Source organism: Paenibacillus sp. FSL H7-0942, assembly GCF_045040715.1.
Lineage (GTDB): Bacteria > Bacillota > Bacilli > Paenibacillales > Paenibacillaceae > Paenibacillus > Paenibacillus amylolyticus.
Genome location: NZ_CP150279.1, coordinates 2,292,736 through 2,309,495, shown reverse-complemented (window position 1 = coordinate 2,309,495; position 16,760 = coordinate 2,292,736). Strand labels below are relative to the sequence as shown.

Sequence of the window (16,760 nt, the reverse complement as noted above, 5' to 3'; positions counted from 1 at the left end):
CTCCCTCTTATGTTAAGTTTCTTCACATAACGTGAAACTCTTAATGTCATTATAAGCAGAAGAGAGGAAAGTTGACAAGAGTATTTTCATCAAAATTGAAAATTATTTCTGGGAATAAAGTCATACGTCTTTTTCTTGCACTTAAGTACATAATCACATTCTATGAGTACATAGATATAGAAATGCAGTATGCTGATTGCCAAAGCATAACGTTTGACTGTACGGTTAAAGATCATGTATCATACTTATTAGTAAGAAAAATTGGGCGTAGTCTAGAAATTCACAAGTGGAAACTACAATTCCCTACATTTGAACTTGCAAGCGAGGTGAATATCATTGGGGATATGAAACTTTTTCGGATTGGCGAACTTGCCAAGACCGCTGGTGTTAGTGAACGGACGATTGATTATTACACAAAGCTTGGACTAATCGCTCCCGAAGAACGTACACAAAAAAATTATCGTCTCTATAGTAATGAAACTTTAACGAGGCTTGAACGTATTGTACAGATGAAACAAGAGAAGTATAGTCTCGACGAGATTAAGCAATCTCTTGAGAAGTGGCGTCTGGTTAGTACAGAAGAACAAGTTGCCAGCAAATTGACAACATTGGAACTTCACGTACAACAACTTGAGCGAGAGGTTAACGAACTCAAACCGCTACTTGGAGAGATGAAACCTGTACAAGCACGTAAAATGATGGCAGGACTCCTCACCAAAAGTGCCGGTACAATGGAGGCACTAAAAATCTTGCTTGAGAACACCATGATGTAGCTTATTCTTAGAAAGCGGAGGAATGAATATGAGTTTTAATAACGGTATGTTCGTATTGATCATTATCGCCTTTTTGCTCTCTTTATGGGCGCAATTTCGCGTTAAAGGTACGTTTAGACGTTGGTCGGAGGTACCGAACCAGAACGGAATGACTGGTTACGATGCCGCTCGCCAGATGCTTGATGCTAACGGCCTGCATGATGTTCCAATTGAACCTGTACGCGGCACGCTCTCTGATCACTATGATCCGATCAATCGGGTTGTACGTTTATCAGAACCAGTATATTATGAAAACTCAATCTCAGCTGTTTCGGTAGCGTGTCACGAAGTTGGCCACGCCATTCAGCATAAAGAAAGTTATCCGATGCTGGCACTGCGTCACCGGATCTTCCCAATTGTGAACTTTGCATCCGGATTAGCTCCATTCCTGTTAATTGCAGGATTCATCTTCAATGCCATGAACCTTGTAGGTATCGGTATCATCTTCTTCTCCGTAACTGTAGCATTCCAACTCATCACTTTACCGGTTGAGTTCAATGCAAGTAATCGCGCTAGAGAGATTATGGTATCCGAAGGGTACATCCGTAATGAAGAAGAAAAAGGTGTTGCAAAAGTTCTGAATGCCGCAGCCTTGACTTACGTTGCTGCAGCGTTGATTTCACTGCTTGAGTTGATTCGTTACATCGGAATCTTCAACAGCCGCGATTAATTGGATACTTAATACAACAAAAACAACAAAACAATACCCCACCGTTAATCGGATGGGGTATTGTTTTGTTGTAAACCGAAATAATCAAGCAAGAATGAACGAAAGGACTGAGCAACCAGCGGCAGTTTATCATGCGCACGATGAATTAACCCGATAGTTCGCGTTACTTTTGGATGGGAGATAGCCACATGTGCCGGTTGCAACGGATTCGTCTGGAATAACGCCATCTCAGGTAGCAGACTGACCCCCATGCCCGCAGCGACCAATCCGCGGATGGTGTCGGTCTCTTCCCCTTCAAAAGCGATCTTGGGTGTAAAACCAGCTTCCAGACAAGCATGCCATACAATAGGACGAAGAGAATAACCTTTGCTGAATAATACAAATTTATCATCCTTGAGCTGTTCAAGCGCAATTGTCTCTTCACCAGCTAACGGGTGATTAGGAGGAAGGATCGCATGTAATTCTTCCGTGAGTACAATATCGCCATCTACTTGATCATGCTTTTCTGGAAAAGGAGAAATGAATGCCAAGTCTACCTCTCCGGATAACACATCACGAATCAGCGTAGGGAACATCCCCTGCTTGAATCTGAATTTCACGTTGGGGTAGCGCTGACGGAAAGCAGCCACCACGGAAGGAATGAGATGAATCCCCAGGCTATGCGGAAACCCAATTCGAATCTCTCCATGCTCCGGGTCCAGAAACTCATGAACTTCACCAACTGCCTTGTCCAAATCTTTTAATATACCTTCAATTCGTTTGCAAAAAAGCTGCCCCACTGCAGTCAACTGCAGGTTTCGTCCCTTTTGCATAAAAAGGTCCACGCCCAGTTCTTCTTCCAGCTGATGAATCTGACGACTCACCGCCGACTGTGCCACATGCAACTCTTCAGCAGCCTGTGTTACATGTTCCTTCTGTGCCACTTTCAAAAAGTAATGCAACTGTCTTAATTCCACTCGCCTGATCGCTCCAATCTGTTATACCCTACTTATCCTTGACTGTATTCCATCTTGAGAACGTTCTGACTACCGCTTTAAGCTGCGGGGTTTCCACAATCTGATCAACAGTCCGTAAATAAAGAATCCACCCAACAATCCGCCAAGGTGAGCCATCCAATTGATGCCTGACATGGCGAAGGAGAATATGATCCCGAACAAAAGCAATGTGTACATCGTTTTGCGCGAAGCCTCGTCCATCATCGTTCGCTGGAACAGCGCTACATACAGGAATGCACCGTAGACGGCATAGATCGCTCCTGAAGCACCTACCGAGATGGTAATACTCCCAACCGAGTTGTACCACGCAACAGCAAGAATATTACCCAATACACCACCACCCAGGTACAATACACCATACCTTACCGACCCGAGCAACCGCTCCATCGGTGGAGCAAATACAATTAACGCAAAGCTGTTAAACAATAAATGACCGAAGCCCGCATGCAAGAACATGGATGTAATGTAACGCCACCATTCATGCGCGAACAGTTCATGATTCGTAAGTGCCCCGAATTTCAGCAGCACCATATTGTTCGTTGATCCACCGTTCACCGTTAACACAATAAACATGACTACATTGGCAATTAAAAAAAGCGACGTCAAAGGGAAATACTTCAAATAACCTTTCCAGTTCTCATAGCGAATAAATATCATAAATTTCTTCTTTCACTCCACCCTGTTCAGATCGGACTCACATCTCTGATCCATCGTAATGGTACATGCCCGAATTGGACAATGCCTTTCATAAAAGATTATAATGGATTTTGGCACGGATCACCAATTTATAAGGAGGAACATTATTATGACACAAGAACGTACAGGCGCAGCCACATTTAAAGGCAACCCTATTACATTGATCGGACCCGAACTGAAAGTGGGCGATCAAGCACCTGATTTTACACTGAGCAAGAACCTGGTTGAGGACGCTTCCCTGAAAGACTTCGCAGGCAAAATCAAATTAATCAGCGTTGTTCCTTCCCTGGATACTGGCGTATGCGATGCGCAAACTCGTCGTTTCAACGTGGAAGCTGGAGAACTCGGAGACAATGTTGTTGTCTTGACAGTAAGCGTTGACCTTCCGTTTGCTCAGGCTCGTTGGTGTGGAGCAGCTGGTGTTGACCGCGTAGTTACATTGTCAGACTACAAAACACGTTCTTTCGGTGAAGACTACGGCGTTCTGATCAAAGAATTCCAACTCGACATGCGCTCCATTTTTGTTTTGGATGCCGAAGACCGGATTACATATGTGGAGTATTTGCCTGAAATGACAGACTCCCCTAACTTCGAACAAGCGATTGCTGCTGTAAAAGCTTTGCTGTAGACGTTATCATACGTTCAGAACAAAAGCGAGGAAGGTTAACCTTCACTCGCTTTTTGTTATTTATCATCTATTTCAATCATTTGCTTTATACTTGCTTAGCTTTTTATCCAGTACAGAGAATAAGTTCATAATCGTGCGATAATTGGAACCCAAATCTCCAAGTGAACCACGTGAAGCTGAATACATATCCACCGCACTGCGAACAGGACTTACTGAGATAATGGAAACTGTAATATCCATCGTCCGCCCAAAGGTAGTCCGCTTCTCCAGAATAACTTCTCCAACAGAAGGCACTTCATGCAGCACTTTATAACCCGGAATCTTTTTGAGTGTCGAAGAGACCTCTTCCCAGGCTCTGTCTTTGGATAAGTTATAATACCGTGTTTTTAATTTGGGATCCTTGGCTCGATCGCTGGTCCCCTCCATGCTGCGGATGATACCGACGAGCGTTCTCTTTAAGGTCAAGACCCTTCCTCCTTTGATTGTAACCGTTCCATTTATGTATCTTAGTGTAACATTGTTCAAGTAGTAACAAAAGGGCAAGCATCATATTTATCGTAAAACCAATCAAAAACATTCATCACAACTTAAAAACACCCTGAAATTCCTTTTGTAGAGGAAAAGTCAGGGTGCTGTACATGAAGATTTAGGAACCCGCCTATGCCGTCCGGCTACATTGTCTTATGAACCTGCTTGGCAGGTGGGTGACCGCAAAAATGCTTTTTGAAGTCCCCATGTCGTATAGACAGGGCTTTTCAGCAACATTCTGTGTTGATCTCCCGAAGACATCATCATTGGTTCAAAACAACGAATAACCGAAACGTACATCGCAGGATGTACAATTATTATATCCCTAACTGTGTAAAAAGTAAATGGCGATTCATCATGTTTTATTTTTGCAATGTAATGTTTTTGTCGTCTGATCGCTCAGATGTTTCACCATTCTCTGCTGATTGTTCTGCCAGTGCAGCAGCTTCCTCTTCTTCCTTCTTGAGTTGCATCTTCTCCATCTGCTCCTGCATCTTGTTGAAGGTTGCGTAGAAGTTAAAGAAAGCAAACCAGGCAATGATGCTGATAATGAAGAAAACAAACAAGACCGGATAACGGAAACCGATGTAGAACAGCAATCCACTTCCCAGCAATGTGGAAAATACACGGAATGGTCTGATCAGCGTAAGCAATACCGCGTTTTTGATAATGAGTCCGATGGACATATGATAATGTACAACCATCGAGAAAAAGTTAAAGAGTGATACAAATAACAAGAGTAACAGTACTAACATGATGATTCCCACGAGCTGCATATTGCGGAACTGCGTCATGTACACTGTATAATCCAGATACATAATCGCGAATAGCAGTGTGTAAAAAATACCCCCAATTAAACTTTGCTTGTAGTTTTCCTTGTAACCTACAAAGAAAGTACGGAAGATCGGTACATCCGTATCACCCATATTCCATTTACGAACAACCGTAAACAACGCCGATGTCGCCGGGAACAGTGTAAGCGGTGCCACAATAGCTATAGCCCAGTTCATTTGCAATGATTCGTTTGCGAGGTTCTGCTGCATCACGAGCAGTTTCATAATCAAGAAAAACAAGAACGGAGACGAACAAATAGCCCACAACAGATTGGTTGCGGCCAGTCTCGTAATCCACTCTGTAAGCCGGTAGATCCCACCCATAGCTCCTTTAAATTCCAAACATTTCTCCTCCTCTGCAGCCTTGCGAATTACCTGAAGTCTAATATTAATATACCTTATTATAGATAGGAAAAGCCAGTACTTCCCGAAAAGAGATCGTCATTGTCCTTAGCTAGCGCTTCTGGCCGCTTCTAACAGTATAATAAAATGATTTAGTCACTTTGAAAATAAAAAAATGGAGCAGTTGCCCGCTCCATTTTTCAGATCATACGTTTATATTATTCGAAAGAAGAATCTTTCGCTGGACGACGTCCTTCGTTACTGCTTGGACGCGGTTTGCGGTCACGGTTGTAACCACCTTCTCTGCTTCCACCGCCAGTGCTGCTGCCGCTGTTACGATCACGGTTGTAACCGCCACGTCCGCTGCCACTGCTGTTGCGATCGCGGTTGTAACCACCACCACTGCCGCCGCTACCACTTGTACGGTTACCGCTGTAACCTGATGGTTTACGTCCGCCAGAGCGAACATCCGGTTTACGACGTTTTGCACGGATTGGATCTTCAGGAGTCAGATCAACTTGAGCATCTTTCTTGTCACCTGTCAGGAGCTTCAGTGCAGCCGACAACAGTTGAACAGAATCATATTGCTCAAGCATTTGAATCGCAATACCTTTGTATTCGTTCAGTTCGCCTGATTGTACGATTTCCAGCAAGCGCTCTGCTGTCAAACGTTGTTTACCTTCAACCGCTTCTGCCATTGTTGGCAGTGGTTTACGTGGAATACGGTGACGTGTTACACGCTCGATGAAGTGCAAGTGATCTATCTCACGCGGTGTAACGAAGGACCAAGCAGCACCCTCTTTACCCGCACGACCTGTACGACCGATACGGTGAACATAGCTCTCCGGATCTTGCGGAAGGTCAAAGTTAACAACGTGAGTTACGCCAGATACGTCGAGACCACGTGCAGCCACGTCTGTTGCAACGAGTACGTCAATGCTGCCGTCACGGAACTTACGCATTACCGCATCACGTTGATTCTGGGACAAGTCACCATGAAGACCGTCTGCAGAATATCCACGTTTTTGCAAAGCTTCAGCCAATTCGTCAACACGACGTTTTGTACGTCCGAATACGATCGCCAGTTCAGGAGATTCCATATCCAACAAACGGCTCAATGCTTCGAATTTTTGACGCTCAGGTACTTCGATATAGGATTGGTCAATCAATGGTGCACTAACATGTTTCGGAATCACAGAAATGTGTTCAGGATTGTTCAAGAATTGTTGTGCCAATTTTTGAATGTTAGGAGGCATTGTTGCTGAGAACAGCATAGTTTGGCGCTCGTCTGGAACTTGTTTCAGGATGGATTGGATATCCTCCATGAAACCCATGTCGAGCATTTCATCTGCTTCATCCAGTACAACAGTTTGTACATCATCTAGTTTGATTGTTTTGCGGTTGATGTGGTCAAGGAGACGTCCAGGTGTACCAATGATGATCTGTGGTTTTCTTTTCAGTGCACGGATTTGACGCACGATATCTTGTCCGCCGTAGATTGGCAGGGAGCGAAGACCTTTGAAGCGAGTAAGTTTTTCGATCTCTTCAGCAACTTGAATTGCAAGTTCACGTGTAGGTGCCATAATAAGGGCGCGGATTTTCTCGTCACTTTTTGAGATTTTGCTGATCAACGGAATACCGAATGCAGCTGTTTTACCCGTACCTGTTTGAGCTTGACCAATCAAATCTCTGCCTTCGAGTGCCAAAGGAATCGCTTTGGATTGGATCGGTGTTGCTTCTTCAAACCCGAGCTCAGTGATGGCTTGCAGCACCAGTGGTTCAAGATTGAAATCTGTAAAGTTTAAATTTGTCAAAATTATTCATGCTCCTTTTATATGGTGGACATGGTGGACAATCCACTTTGTTGTCTGTATTCTTAAGTAGCGTTAATATTTATAGGGTATCCCAACGGGACGAATTATTTTCACTAACGAATATAATTCCATGAATGGGTCCCCAACATAAGACTAAAACTACATACATGTGTTTGAAACATTTCAAAATTTTATTGCTCCATTTAGGAAAAGTTTCCTACTCAAGAATATCCACAAATTATTATATCACAAAACAATTCAAGATTACCAGCAATCTGGTTTTAAATATAAATGAGGTGATTAAATTGCCCAAAATAATTTGGCACTCTTTAGTGATCATTTTGGGTGCTGCAGCTATTGCCTGCGGCTTCAACTGGTTTTTGGTCCCCCATCAGCTTTTAAGCGGCGGGGTGTCCGGTATTTCAATGCTTCTGGGTTATTTTACAACGTTGAATCTTAGTATAATGTATTTTGTTCTTAACATTCCCCTGCTCATTGCAGGTTGGTTTATTCTTGGACGACGCTTCATTACATTAAGTATTCTTTCGGTAGCAGCCACTTCCTGGTTCATTGCGCTTCTGCCTGTTTTTGCTGTGGCTACAGACCCTTTACTTAGTTCTGTATTTGGCGGTGTGCTTATTGGAATGGGTACTGGCGTTTCCTTCCGAGTCGGCGGCTCCACAGGAGGACTCGACATTGTTGGGTCCATTTTCACGCGTAAACGAGACTTTCCGATTGGTACAGTGATGGCCGGCATGAACGGTACGATCATTATGCTTGCAGGATACCTGAGTGACAATTGGAATACAGCCTTGGCCTCGATGGTATCCATCTACATTACAGGTAAAGTGCTTGATCTGATCCATATCAGTCACGTCAAAGTAACACTGTACATTATTACAAACGAAACCGAAGCCATGTTAAAAAAATTACTTGTTCGGCCTCGTGGAGTTACCAAAATTAAGACTCAGGGAGCCTACACGGATATTGAGAAGGACATGCTCATGACCGTCACCACCCGCTACGAGTTGGTTGAAATTAAACGTATTATCAAGGATACAGATCCAAACGCTTTTGTTAACATTGTGGAAACGGTTGGTGTTATGGGTTCTTTTCGCAGAAGTTGAGACACCTGTACGGTTAACAATTCACAACATTGTGGTATAATAACGGTGTACGGCTCCTAAATATGTTGTATAGCAGGTTCAACCCTTCAATTTCACAGGCCATATGCTTTCCCGAATCGCGCCGAATGACTTACCATTTTGGAATTCGAGTAGGAAAGGGTGATTATTGTGGATATGGAAACGGTAAAACTGTTTGAGATTGTCAACAGATGGTGCCCGGAAATGCTCCCTTTCTTGAAACCGAATGAACTCGACTCACTGATTGTCCTCCGGGATGGGCTGGGCATCCTGGAACAGGGAGACGCCATGGAAATCATTCAGTACAGTATTTGTGAGCATCAAAATGAGATTTACATTCAATAATTTTTTTCAGATTGATCACGCCGCTTCTTGCAGGGGATTTCCTCAGCAGGAAGCGGTTTTCATTTTTTCCATGTGTTTCATTACTTGATTAATATGGTTAAAAGCCCAGAGGCTTTAATGTATAATTCATACATGGAATGCACACATAAGGGAGTGGAAATGAATGAACATGTTTTGGGCTTTAATGGCTATGGCCTTTGGAAGCTTTGGTGGTGCCCCCGCAGTGGCGGACCAGGGAACCCCTCAATTCCAATCGTTAACCAACAGTTTTAACACCGCAATTATCCAATCTCAAAAAGATCAGGTTGTTATTGATGCCGATAACCCACCTGCCAAAATTGATCCTCAACCTGATGCACCCGTGGTCAAAGGTATCTATGTAACGGCCTACAGTGCCGGCGGTGCACGTATGAAAGAATTGCTGGAACTGACCGACAGTACAGAACTGAATGCCATGGTCATTGATATCAAAGACGATCTCGGATACATAACTTATCCCACAGAAAACAAAGCGCTTCAGAAAATGGGTAAATCGCAACCTTTTATCCGGGATATCGATGCCTTGATGAAACGATTGCAAAAACATGAGGTCTACCCGATTGCACGTGTCGTTGTATTCAAAGATACGATTCTTGCCAAGAAAAATCCGGAGCTCTCCTTCCGCAACAAGGATGGATCTGTATGGGCAAATGGCAAAGGCGACAGCTTTGTGAATCCGTACAGCAAGGAAGTATGGGACTATAACATTGAGATTGCAAAGGAAGCTGCCAAGCTTGGATTTAAAGAGATTCAATTTGACTACGTTCGTTTCCCGGAAGGTTTCGAAACTCGAGCCGATGTACTGAAATATACCAAATCTGACAAGTCACGCGTCGATGTTGTGGCTGAATTCGTGCAATATGCACGCAAGGAGTTGGCCCCGCTAGGTGTTCGTGTCTCGGTTGATATTTTCGGTTATGCCGCTTCTGTACCTGCGGCTGAAGGCATTGGACAGGATTTTGTTAAAATATCCGAAAATGTGGACGTCATCTCACCGATGGTATATCCGAGTCACTATTCAACTGGCTGGTATGGGGTCAAGGATCCTGACAAAGATCCTTACACAACCATCAAGGGTTCAATGGAAGATACACACAAGAAACTAGACCCTACCAAAGAACTCAAACCCGTCATTCGTCCGTGGATCCAGGACTTCACAGCAAGCTGGCTGGGCAGTGGACACTATGTCAAGTATGGCAAGAAACAAGTGGAAGACCAGATTAGAGCAATGAAAGACATGGATGTACATGAATATCTGCTCTGGAATGCGTCCAACCGTTATACATCAGGTGTACATTATAAGTAATCCGCACTCTTTCATACTTCTCATTTCATCCAACCTCGTTCTGCTTGAAGCGGAGCGAGGTTTTTTGGTGTTCATTTTTCTCTGTTCACCCCCTACTCTGCTTCTGTCCCTATTCAAATTGAACAAAATCCACTACAATAAATAGCTGTCCAGATATGACACTTGGATGACATCTCTTTAGAATAGCGAGGCACTGCCAGTGAACATGAACACAACAAGTTTTTCCCAAAAAGTGAAGCAATTCCTGATTATATTTTTGCCCATCTTCACCACTCAAATCGCCCTCTCTGCCATGTCGTTCTTCGACACGAATATGTCAGGCAAGTTTTCTCCGGCCGACCTTGCAGGCGTCGCAATCGGCACAAGTCTATGGATGCCAGTTCAAACTGGACTAAACGGGATTCTGATCGGTATTACACCTGTCGTTTCCCATCTGTTAGGTTCCAAACGTAATGATCAGATCGGGTATAACGTCATCCAGGCGCTGTATCTCGGGATCGCAGTCAGTCTCGTCGTTATCGGAGCCGGGGCGTTGTTACTTGGCCCTATACTGAACGGAATGCCTCTGGAACCCCGAGTTGCCCAAGTTGCCTTCTATTTTTTGTGCGCACTTGCTTTTGGCATTATCCCACTCTTCGGATATACAGTGCTGCGCAGCTTCATGGATGCACTTGGCCAGACACGGACTACGATGTTTATTACGTTAGTTTCCCTGCCCGTTAACATCTTTCTAAATTATCTGCTAATATTCGGCCGCTGGGGTTTTCCACAATTAGGCGGTGTTGGTGCTGGTGTTGCTACAGCATGTACATACTGGCTGATCTTTCTTATTAGTCTCTTTTTTGTCCATCGGGTCGAACCTTTCGCCCAGTATGGCATTTTCCGTCAATGGACCCGTGTCTCATTGTCCAAATGGAAAGAGTTACTCAAGATTGGAGTGCCCATCGGATTCGCGACTTTTTTCGAAACGTCCATCTTCGCTGCTGTGACTTTAATGATGAGCCGTTTCGATACCACAACAATTGCTGCCCACCAGGCGGCGCTGAATTTCGCTTCTACGCTCTACATGCTGCCTGTGAGCATATGTATGGCTCTTACGATCCTTGTGGGCTTTGAGGCAGGTGCGGGGCGTCTGAGAGATGCCAGACAATACAGTCTGCTTGGAATTGGTGGAGCCATCGGGCTCTCACTGCTGACAGCGATCGTGTTGATTGTGTTCGGCGAACAGATTGCAGGCGTGTATTCGAACGATCGAGAGGTCATTGCACTTACGCAGCATTTCCTCATCTACGCCATTTTCTTTCAGATCTCGGATGCGATTGCTACACCGACCCAAGGAGCATTGCGTGGCTACAAAGATGTTAATCCGGCATTGATCATTACGTTCATAGCGTATTGGATTATTGGTCTGCCTGTAGGTTACCTAACAGCTACGTATACTTCACTCGGCGCCTTCGGATACTGGATCGGGCTTATTGCCGGCCTTGCCGTAGGAGCAACAGCGCTTCTCTGGAGACTCTTCCTGGTACAAAAACAAGCCGCACTCCGCAAGGCGTAACATTGATATACTCACTCCGTGAAACAACAAAAAGAGCACAATCCACGTTAAAGCGGGATTGTGCTCTTTGCGTATGAATCGAATTATTGGGACAAACGTTGTGCAAGCTCGTAAGTCACCATATCGAAATCTTTTTTTGTGTTAACCACTTTATCAATATCCGTCAGGGTAAGTTCACCCTTGATAATGCCACAACCTTTGTCTGTCTCGCCTGCAATCAGACTGCGAACAGCGAAGTCGCCAAGACGGCTTGCCAGGTTACGGTCGAAAGGTGTTGGCGTACCCCCACGCTGAATGTGACCTAGAACGGTTACACGTGGCTCATACGTTGGGCAACGTTCCATCAGTTCTTTTGCTACATCCTCACCTTTGCCTACGCCTTCTGCAACGATGATAATACTGTGACGTTTGCCATGTGCAAAGTTAGCTTTCATCCGATCTGCTACTTCGTCCATATCAAATGGAACTTCTGGGACAAGAATCGTTTCAGCACCCGAAGCAAGTCCGGCATGCAGAGCGATATCCCCACAGTGACGACCCATAACTTCAACGATGGAAGAACGTTCGTGTGAAGACATCGTATCACGTAATTTGTTTACTGCATCAACTACTATGCTTACAGCTGTATCAAATCCGATGGTATAGTCGGTGAATGAAACATCGTTATCAATCGTTCCTGGCAGACCCATGGTGTTAATGCCCAGCTTGCTCAGTTTGTTTGCTCCGTTGTAGGAACCATCCCCACCGATAACAACCAGACCGTCAATGCCACGCGCACGCAGAATGTCCGCACCTTTTTGCTGACCTTCAGCGGTATAGAACTCCTTGCAACGTGCCGATTGAAGAACCGTTCCCCCACGTTGGATGATATCTCCTACACTCCGCAAATCCATTGGGAAAATGTCATTATTCAAAAGACCCTGGTATCCACGTTGAACTCCAAATACTTCGAGACCGTGAAACAGTCCGCTGCGAACAACCGCACGAACAGCCGCGTTCATCCCCTGTGAATCACCACCGCTCGTTAATACTGCGATTTTCTTTACTGCTGTCATGATGTTTCTTCCTCCTCTAGTTTCACTTCAGGCTCCGCAATATCACACCTGACTTACATATTTTTCCGTATCCAGCGACTGAAAATGAAGAAAAATATTCTTGTGATCGGACTATTTTTCAGCAGACGTTTGGATACAACGCGAACTTCCTGTTGTTCGCTGACTTTGGGATCAGACAGGTAAATGGCAATCAGTCCTTCGATGATCATCCGGTGAAAGGAGCTTCCCGGAATCTTCTGCACATCGCTGCGTGCCATCTCCACAATAAAAGCAATTCGGTCCAGCATTGTCTCCACATTCTCATAATAGTTGCAGAAGTTGAGATCTCCCCCGATGCGGTCCTCATCCTGATCAATTAAATAATCGAGCATAATGTGCAATGCGCATACATGTGGGAAATAGGCCGTGTGGATCGAGGCCGCTTGCTCTTCAGTCAACTGATCGTCACTCGCAGCCAGAAACAGCATGAAAACGCCCAGTGTAGAGCCAGTTGCAGCAGCAAATTCGTTCCAACGAAACTGAGGTGTGCGATGGCGATGCTCCGACCACCATTCGAGCAGTGCCGTTTCTCTCAGTTCCGGCTTGATATGCTTATATACCTGCAGGTCCGTGTATAGGCCTGCCAGATCCTGAATTTGGGGCTTGGCGGACGTATAGCCTGGTAACTGACGGGTCAGTTCCTGACATGTGGTCACCAGATTCCGCAGATATCCGCCGTCATCCTGCTCCTCACGGAGGGCATAATAATTGACGGGAATTGCTTCGGGATCTACCGCATCAAGCATGGATTGATGGAGAAGACGAAAGTCATCCGGGTCCATCGACGTGCTGCGGTCGCACAGATTGTCCAAATAATCACTAATAGTTTGATATGAAACGATCAGCGGAATCAGAATGTGTCTGTTTGGCAAATCAGCTAATGCGTAGACGGTTCCGCCTTCACAGTGAAACTGTTTATCCTTCAGACTGGCAAGTGCCTGTGTACGCAATTCCTCATTCGGAATCGCCTCAGCTTGAGCACGCCATCCATTCAGTGCCTTCCGTGTTTCCGGAATGGTGTATTTGTACACCCCTCTCATCAATGCCAGCGGTCCACGCGGATATTGATGACGTTTTCGATTTGATTGGCTCAAAATAAATGTGCCTCCACTTGGTTGAATACGTATTAGAGCGATTTTTAACCATTCCTATTATAATATGATCCCCTTAATTGTACAAATGATCTGCCGCATATTCCGCATAAAAAATCGCATCCGCGCCCAAAGCTTTGTGATATACTAGGCATATTTCATCCATCAAAGGAGTCGTTGACATGTCGTCAAGTGAATCACTTTCGTGGAGACGGTTATTTTCTTTTTTTGTGCCACTTGGCATTTCCGCCTCTCTCGTCACCATTTCTCACGTCATCATAAACAGCACATTAGCACGTTCCGCTCATCCCGAGACGGTTATTGCCAGCTATGCCATCGCCGGTAGCTTGTTAACCCTCACGGAACGCCCCTCCACCCTGCTGCGGCAAACCTGTTCCGCACTGGTCCGCGATCGCCTTTCCTTTCAGGCCCTCACGTTTGTGACCAAAATATTTCTTGCCTGTGTGCTTCTCATTGGGTTTCTTATCGTATACTCTCCCGTTGGTACCGGGGTGTTCAAATACTTGTTTGGTGTAAGTCCGGATCTGCTGAACAAAGTCATCGACGTATATGAAATTCTCATGTATGTAAGTATCTTTTCAGTGATCCGCAACATCTATCAGGGGATCATTATTACGAATAACCGCACCAAGTGGTTAACCATCGGGATGGTATTCCGTTTAGCCGGTATGTACGGCCTTTCCCTCTATTTCATATATACAGACAGCATTAACAGTGGACGTGTAGGCGCTATCATTTTTGCTACTGGCATGATGATTGAAGCGCTTGTCAGCTTTCTGGAGGGTAACAGCATCAAGCGCAAGATGCCAGCCAAGCTTGAGGATCATCCCGTCGAGAGCAAGGGAGACGTATTTCGCTTTTATAAGCCGCTTCTGTTATCCAGCTTTGTAGCGCTGTTCATAGGACCGGTTATTAACATCGTACTTGGCAAAACGACCGGGATCGCACTAGCCATTTCATCCTTTGCCATAGCAAGCAGTCTGATGCAGTTGATGCTAAGCTTCTTTACATACATCCATCAGATCGTGCTGAATTTCTACCTTGTAGACGCCAAACTGGTACGAAAATTCGCACTTGTCACCGGATTTATTCCGTTTGCGATGATGGTGTCGATTGCCTATACCCCCTTAGGACCATGGGTACTCGAAAATGTCATGAGCGTTCAGGGCGAACTGTTGCAACAAAGTCTGTGGACACTGCGTGCGTTCGTCTTATTTCCGCTGATCTTCCCTTTTCTGGATTTCAGCAATGGCCTCATTCTGCTTCGCGGTCAGACAAAAACGATGTTTCGTTCGCAAACGGCGAATGCAATCTGCACGGTAATTGTGCTGCTTATACTGGTTAGTATTTTTCCTGCGTGGAACGGCATGATTGGCGCTGTTGCCCAATCCCTTGGCCTGCTCGCCGAACTCATCATTGTCTGGCTTGTTATCCGACGCACGAAGCAAGAACCTACGATGTCCGTGCCGAAAGTCCGTAAATCAACATCCCTGAAAGGGTAATAAAATCATTGAATTGTTATCAGGATTGGAGTCTCTCATCATGAAATTAAGTCACAACGCCCGCCCGGATCAGAACTGGCTGCGGGCTCTCATGTTCACCATCTTTGGTTCCACCGTTCTGGTGGTATCCTACTTCCAGCTTTACTTCAGTCATCTGGGCTTCAGTCGAGCTGAGATTGGATATCTCTACGGAATTGGCCCCCTCATCTCTGTGTTCTCCAATATGTTCTGGAGCATGGCCAGCGACCGCTACCAAACGGTACGCAAAGTGATGATCATTCTGCTTGGTGGTCAATTGATCACAGGGATCATGCTCGCCAATGCAACAACTTTCGGTCAGGTATTTGTACTCGTGACCCTGTTTTACTTTTTCTATTATCCGGTCTATCCACTCTCCGATACGATGGCTATTACAACGGCCAGCAAGTACGGCCGAAATTTCACTTCCATTCGAGTCTTCGGATCGATCGGTTATGCCTTCTTTGCATTAAGTATCGGGTATTTCCTTGGATCTTTTGGTCCAGCATGGACGATTTGGGTCTGCGTTGGTCTTGCTGCAACTACACTATTGATCGGTTTTCAATTGAAGGATCAACCTTCGGGAAGCAGTAGCAAAATGGATCTATCGGGGTTATGGGCTATTTTGAAACGCAGAGATGTGCTCACCTTTTTTGGCTGTGTATTTTTGCTTGCCATGGGACATCGCATGAACGAAGCATTTCTTACCATCACGCTAAAAGATCTGGGTGCCAGCGAGGGGCTGATCGGCTGGTCTTTGCTGATCTCTTCCGTAAGTGAAATCCCCATATTTCTACTGCTCAGCAAGTATGGAAACCGTTATAAAGAACTGCCGCTAATTGCTTTTGCTGCACTGATGTATACGGTTCGTTTGCTTCTCATGTCCATATCCGATACACCTGCAGCCGTTGTTGCAATTCAGACGATGCACAGTGTTACCTTCGGTATTTTTTACGTTACGGCGGTCCGCTACATCATTCGCCTAGTTCCGGACGGCTACAGAGCTACAGGTATGGCCTTGTTCACCATTGTCTGGTCCAGTGCTTCGGGACTTCTTAGTGGAACGTTGGGCGGACTGCTGCTGGAACATGCAGGCAGACAAACCTTCTATCTCACCGCTATGGCTTTCTCCCTGGCTGCACTAATCGGTTTCGGATTAAAGTTATGGTCCAGCATGACCAATCGTGTCTCCTGAACACACAGGGAAACTTACATCGTATTCTACCGTTATTTACACTGAAAATTTTAGAATCAAAAAAAGCACAGCCTCCCATGGGGGACTGTGCTTAGGTTCTTAATATTCAGCTATAAATTTATAATATA

Annotated in this window: 16 protein-coding genes and 1 other RNA gene; 9 read left to right on the top strand and 8 right to left on the bottom strand. The window is 45.1% G+C overall.

From position 1 onward, the window contains the following. The first annotated feature begins 344 nt into the window (after nucleotides 1–344). Complete coding sequence (locus tag MHI48_RS10485; RefSeq protein WP_017689377.1) at nucleotides 345–773, top strand: MerR family transcriptional regulator; 429 nt, start codon at nucleotides 345–347, stop codon at nucleotides 771–773. A 28-nt stretch (nucleotides 774–801) separates the two neighbouring features. Next, nucleotides 802–1,482 carry a zinc metallopeptidase gene (locus MHI48_RS10480; RefSeq protein WP_036609646.1) on the top strand — a complete coding sequence of 227 codons (681 nt, stop codon included), beginning with the start codon at nucleotides 802–804 and terminating at the stop codon, nucleotides 1,480–1,482. 44 nt (nucleotides 1,483–1,526) lie between these two features. On the opposite strand, the gene MHI48_RS10475 is transcribed toward MHI48_RS10480, so the two are convergent. Together MHI48_RS10475 and MHI48_RS10470 are read right to left on the bottom strand one after the other, a co-directional pair. Next, on the bottom strand, nucleotides 1,527–2,438 hold the full coding sequence (locus tag MHI48_RS10475) for a LysR family transcriptional regulator (protein WP_036609648.1): 912 nt from the start codon (nucleotides 2,436–2,438) through the stop codon (nucleotides 1,527–1,529). A 69-nt stretch (nucleotides 2,439–2,507) separates the two neighbouring features. Then, entirely contained in the window at nucleotides 2,508–3,134 is a 627-nt protein-coding gene (locus MHI48_RS10470) for a rhomboid family intramembrane serine protease (protein WP_036670140.1), read from the bottom strand. Nucleotides 3,135–3,282: 148 nt separating this feature from the next. On the opposite strand from MHI48_RS10470, the gene tpx reads away from it, so the two are divergent. After that, nucleotides 3,283–3,801: a thiol peroxidase gene (tpx, locus tag MHI48_RS10465; protein WP_036609653.1), complete on the top strand. Its 519-nt coding sequence runs from the start codon at nucleotides 3,283–3,285 to the stop codon at nucleotides 3,799–3,801. 72 nt (nucleotides 3,802–3,873) lie between these two features. Here the strand turns inward: tpx and MHI48_RS10460 are convergent, their stop codons facing one another. From MHI48_RS10460 to MHI48_RS10445, 4 genes are all read right to left on the bottom strand, one after another. After that, a complete protein-coding gene (locus tag MHI48_RS10460; protein WP_017689382.1) occupies nucleotides 3,874–4,266 on the bottom strand; it encodes a DUF1499 domain-containing protein in 393 nt (130 codons plus the stop codon). 182 nt (nucleotides 4,267–4,448) lie between these two features. Further along, nucleotides 4,449–4,640, bottom strand: a non-coding RNA gene (ssrS, locus tag MHI48_RS10455) — 6S RNA. A gap of 51 nt (nucleotides 4,641–4,691) precedes the next feature. Continuing rightward, entirely contained in the window at nucleotides 4,692–5,504 is an 813-nt protein-coding gene (locus MHI48_RS10450) for a YesL family protein (RefSeq protein WP_076326944.1), read from the bottom strand. 218 nt (nucleotides 5,505–5,722) lie between these two features. After that, nucleotides 5,723–7,318 (bottom strand): DEAD/DEAH box helicase, encoded by a 1,596-nt coding sequence (locus tag MHI48_RS10445; RefSeq protein WP_047842381.1) that lies wholly within the window; start codon nucleotides 7,316–7,318, stop codon nucleotides 5,723–5,725. A 305-nt stretch (nucleotides 7,319–7,623) separates the two neighbouring features. Here MHI48_RS10445 and MHI48_RS10440 point away from each other — a divergent pair, with 305 nt between their 5' ends. From MHI48_RS10440 to MHI48_RS10425, 4 genes are all read left to right on the top strand, one after another. Beyond that, the gene (locus MHI48_RS10440; RefSeq protein ID WP_036609659.1) at nucleotides 7,624–8,445 is read left to right on the top strand and encodes a YitT family protein; all 822 of its coding nucleotides are present in this window, start codon (nucleotides 7,624–7,626) and stop codon (nucleotides 8,443–8,445) included. A 174-nt stretch (nucleotides 8,446–8,619) separates the two neighbouring features. After that, nucleotides 8,620–8,808, top strand: a complete 189-nt coding sequence (locus tag MHI48_RS10435; protein ID WP_029880762.1) for a hypothetical protein — start codon at nucleotides 8,620–8,622, stop codon at nucleotides 8,806–8,808. Between the two features lie 163 nt (nucleotides 8,809–8,971). Further along, on the top strand, nucleotides 8,972–10,153 hold the full coding sequence (locus MHI48_RS10430) for a putative glycoside hydrolase (protein ID WP_076326945.1): 1,182 nt from the start codon (nucleotides 8,972–8,974) through the stop codon (nucleotides 10,151–10,153). 205 nt (nucleotides 10,154–10,358) lie between these two features. Beyond that, a complete protein-coding gene (locus MHI48_RS10425) occupies nucleotides 10,359–11,711 on the top strand; it encodes an MATE family efflux transporter (protein WP_076327384.1) in 1,353 nt (450 codons plus the stop codon). An 83-nt stretch (nucleotides 11,712–11,794) separates the two neighbouring features. Here the strand turns inward: MHI48_RS10425 and pfkA are convergent, their stop codons facing one another. Both pfkA and MHI48_RS10415 read right to left on the bottom strand, forming a co-directional pair. Next, the gene (gene pfkA / locus MHI48_RS10420) at nucleotides 11,795–12,766 is read right to left on the bottom strand and encodes a 6-phosphofructokinase (RefSeq protein WP_036609663.1); all 972 of its coding nucleotides are present in this window, start codon (nucleotides 12,764–12,766) and stop codon (nucleotides 11,795–11,797) included. Nucleotides 12,767–12,819: 53 nt separating this feature from the next. Beyond that, entirely contained in the window at nucleotides 12,820–13,899 is a 1,080-nt protein-coding gene (locus tag MHI48_RS10415) for a tetraprenyl-beta-curcumene synthase family protein (protein ID WP_017689390.1), read from the bottom strand. A 179-nt stretch (nucleotides 13,900–14,078) separates the two neighbouring features. Here MHI48_RS10415 and MHI48_RS10410 point away from each other — a divergent pair, with 179 nt between their 5' ends. Further along, the gene (locus tag MHI48_RS10410) at nucleotides 14,079–15,419 is read left to right on the top strand and encodes a multi antimicrobial extrusion protein MatE (RefSeq protein WP_076326946.1); all 1,341 of its coding nucleotides are present in this window, start codon (nucleotides 14,079–14,081) and stop codon (nucleotides 15,417–15,419) included. A gap of 40 nt (nucleotides 15,420–15,459) precedes the next feature. Continuing rightward, nucleotides 15,460–16,632, top strand: a complete 1,173-nt coding sequence (locus MHI48_RS10405; protein WP_047842379.1) for an MFS transporter — start codon at nucleotides 15,460–15,462, stop codon at nucleotides 16,630–16,632. The last annotated feature ends 128 nt before the right edge of the window (nucleotides 16,633–16,760 follow it).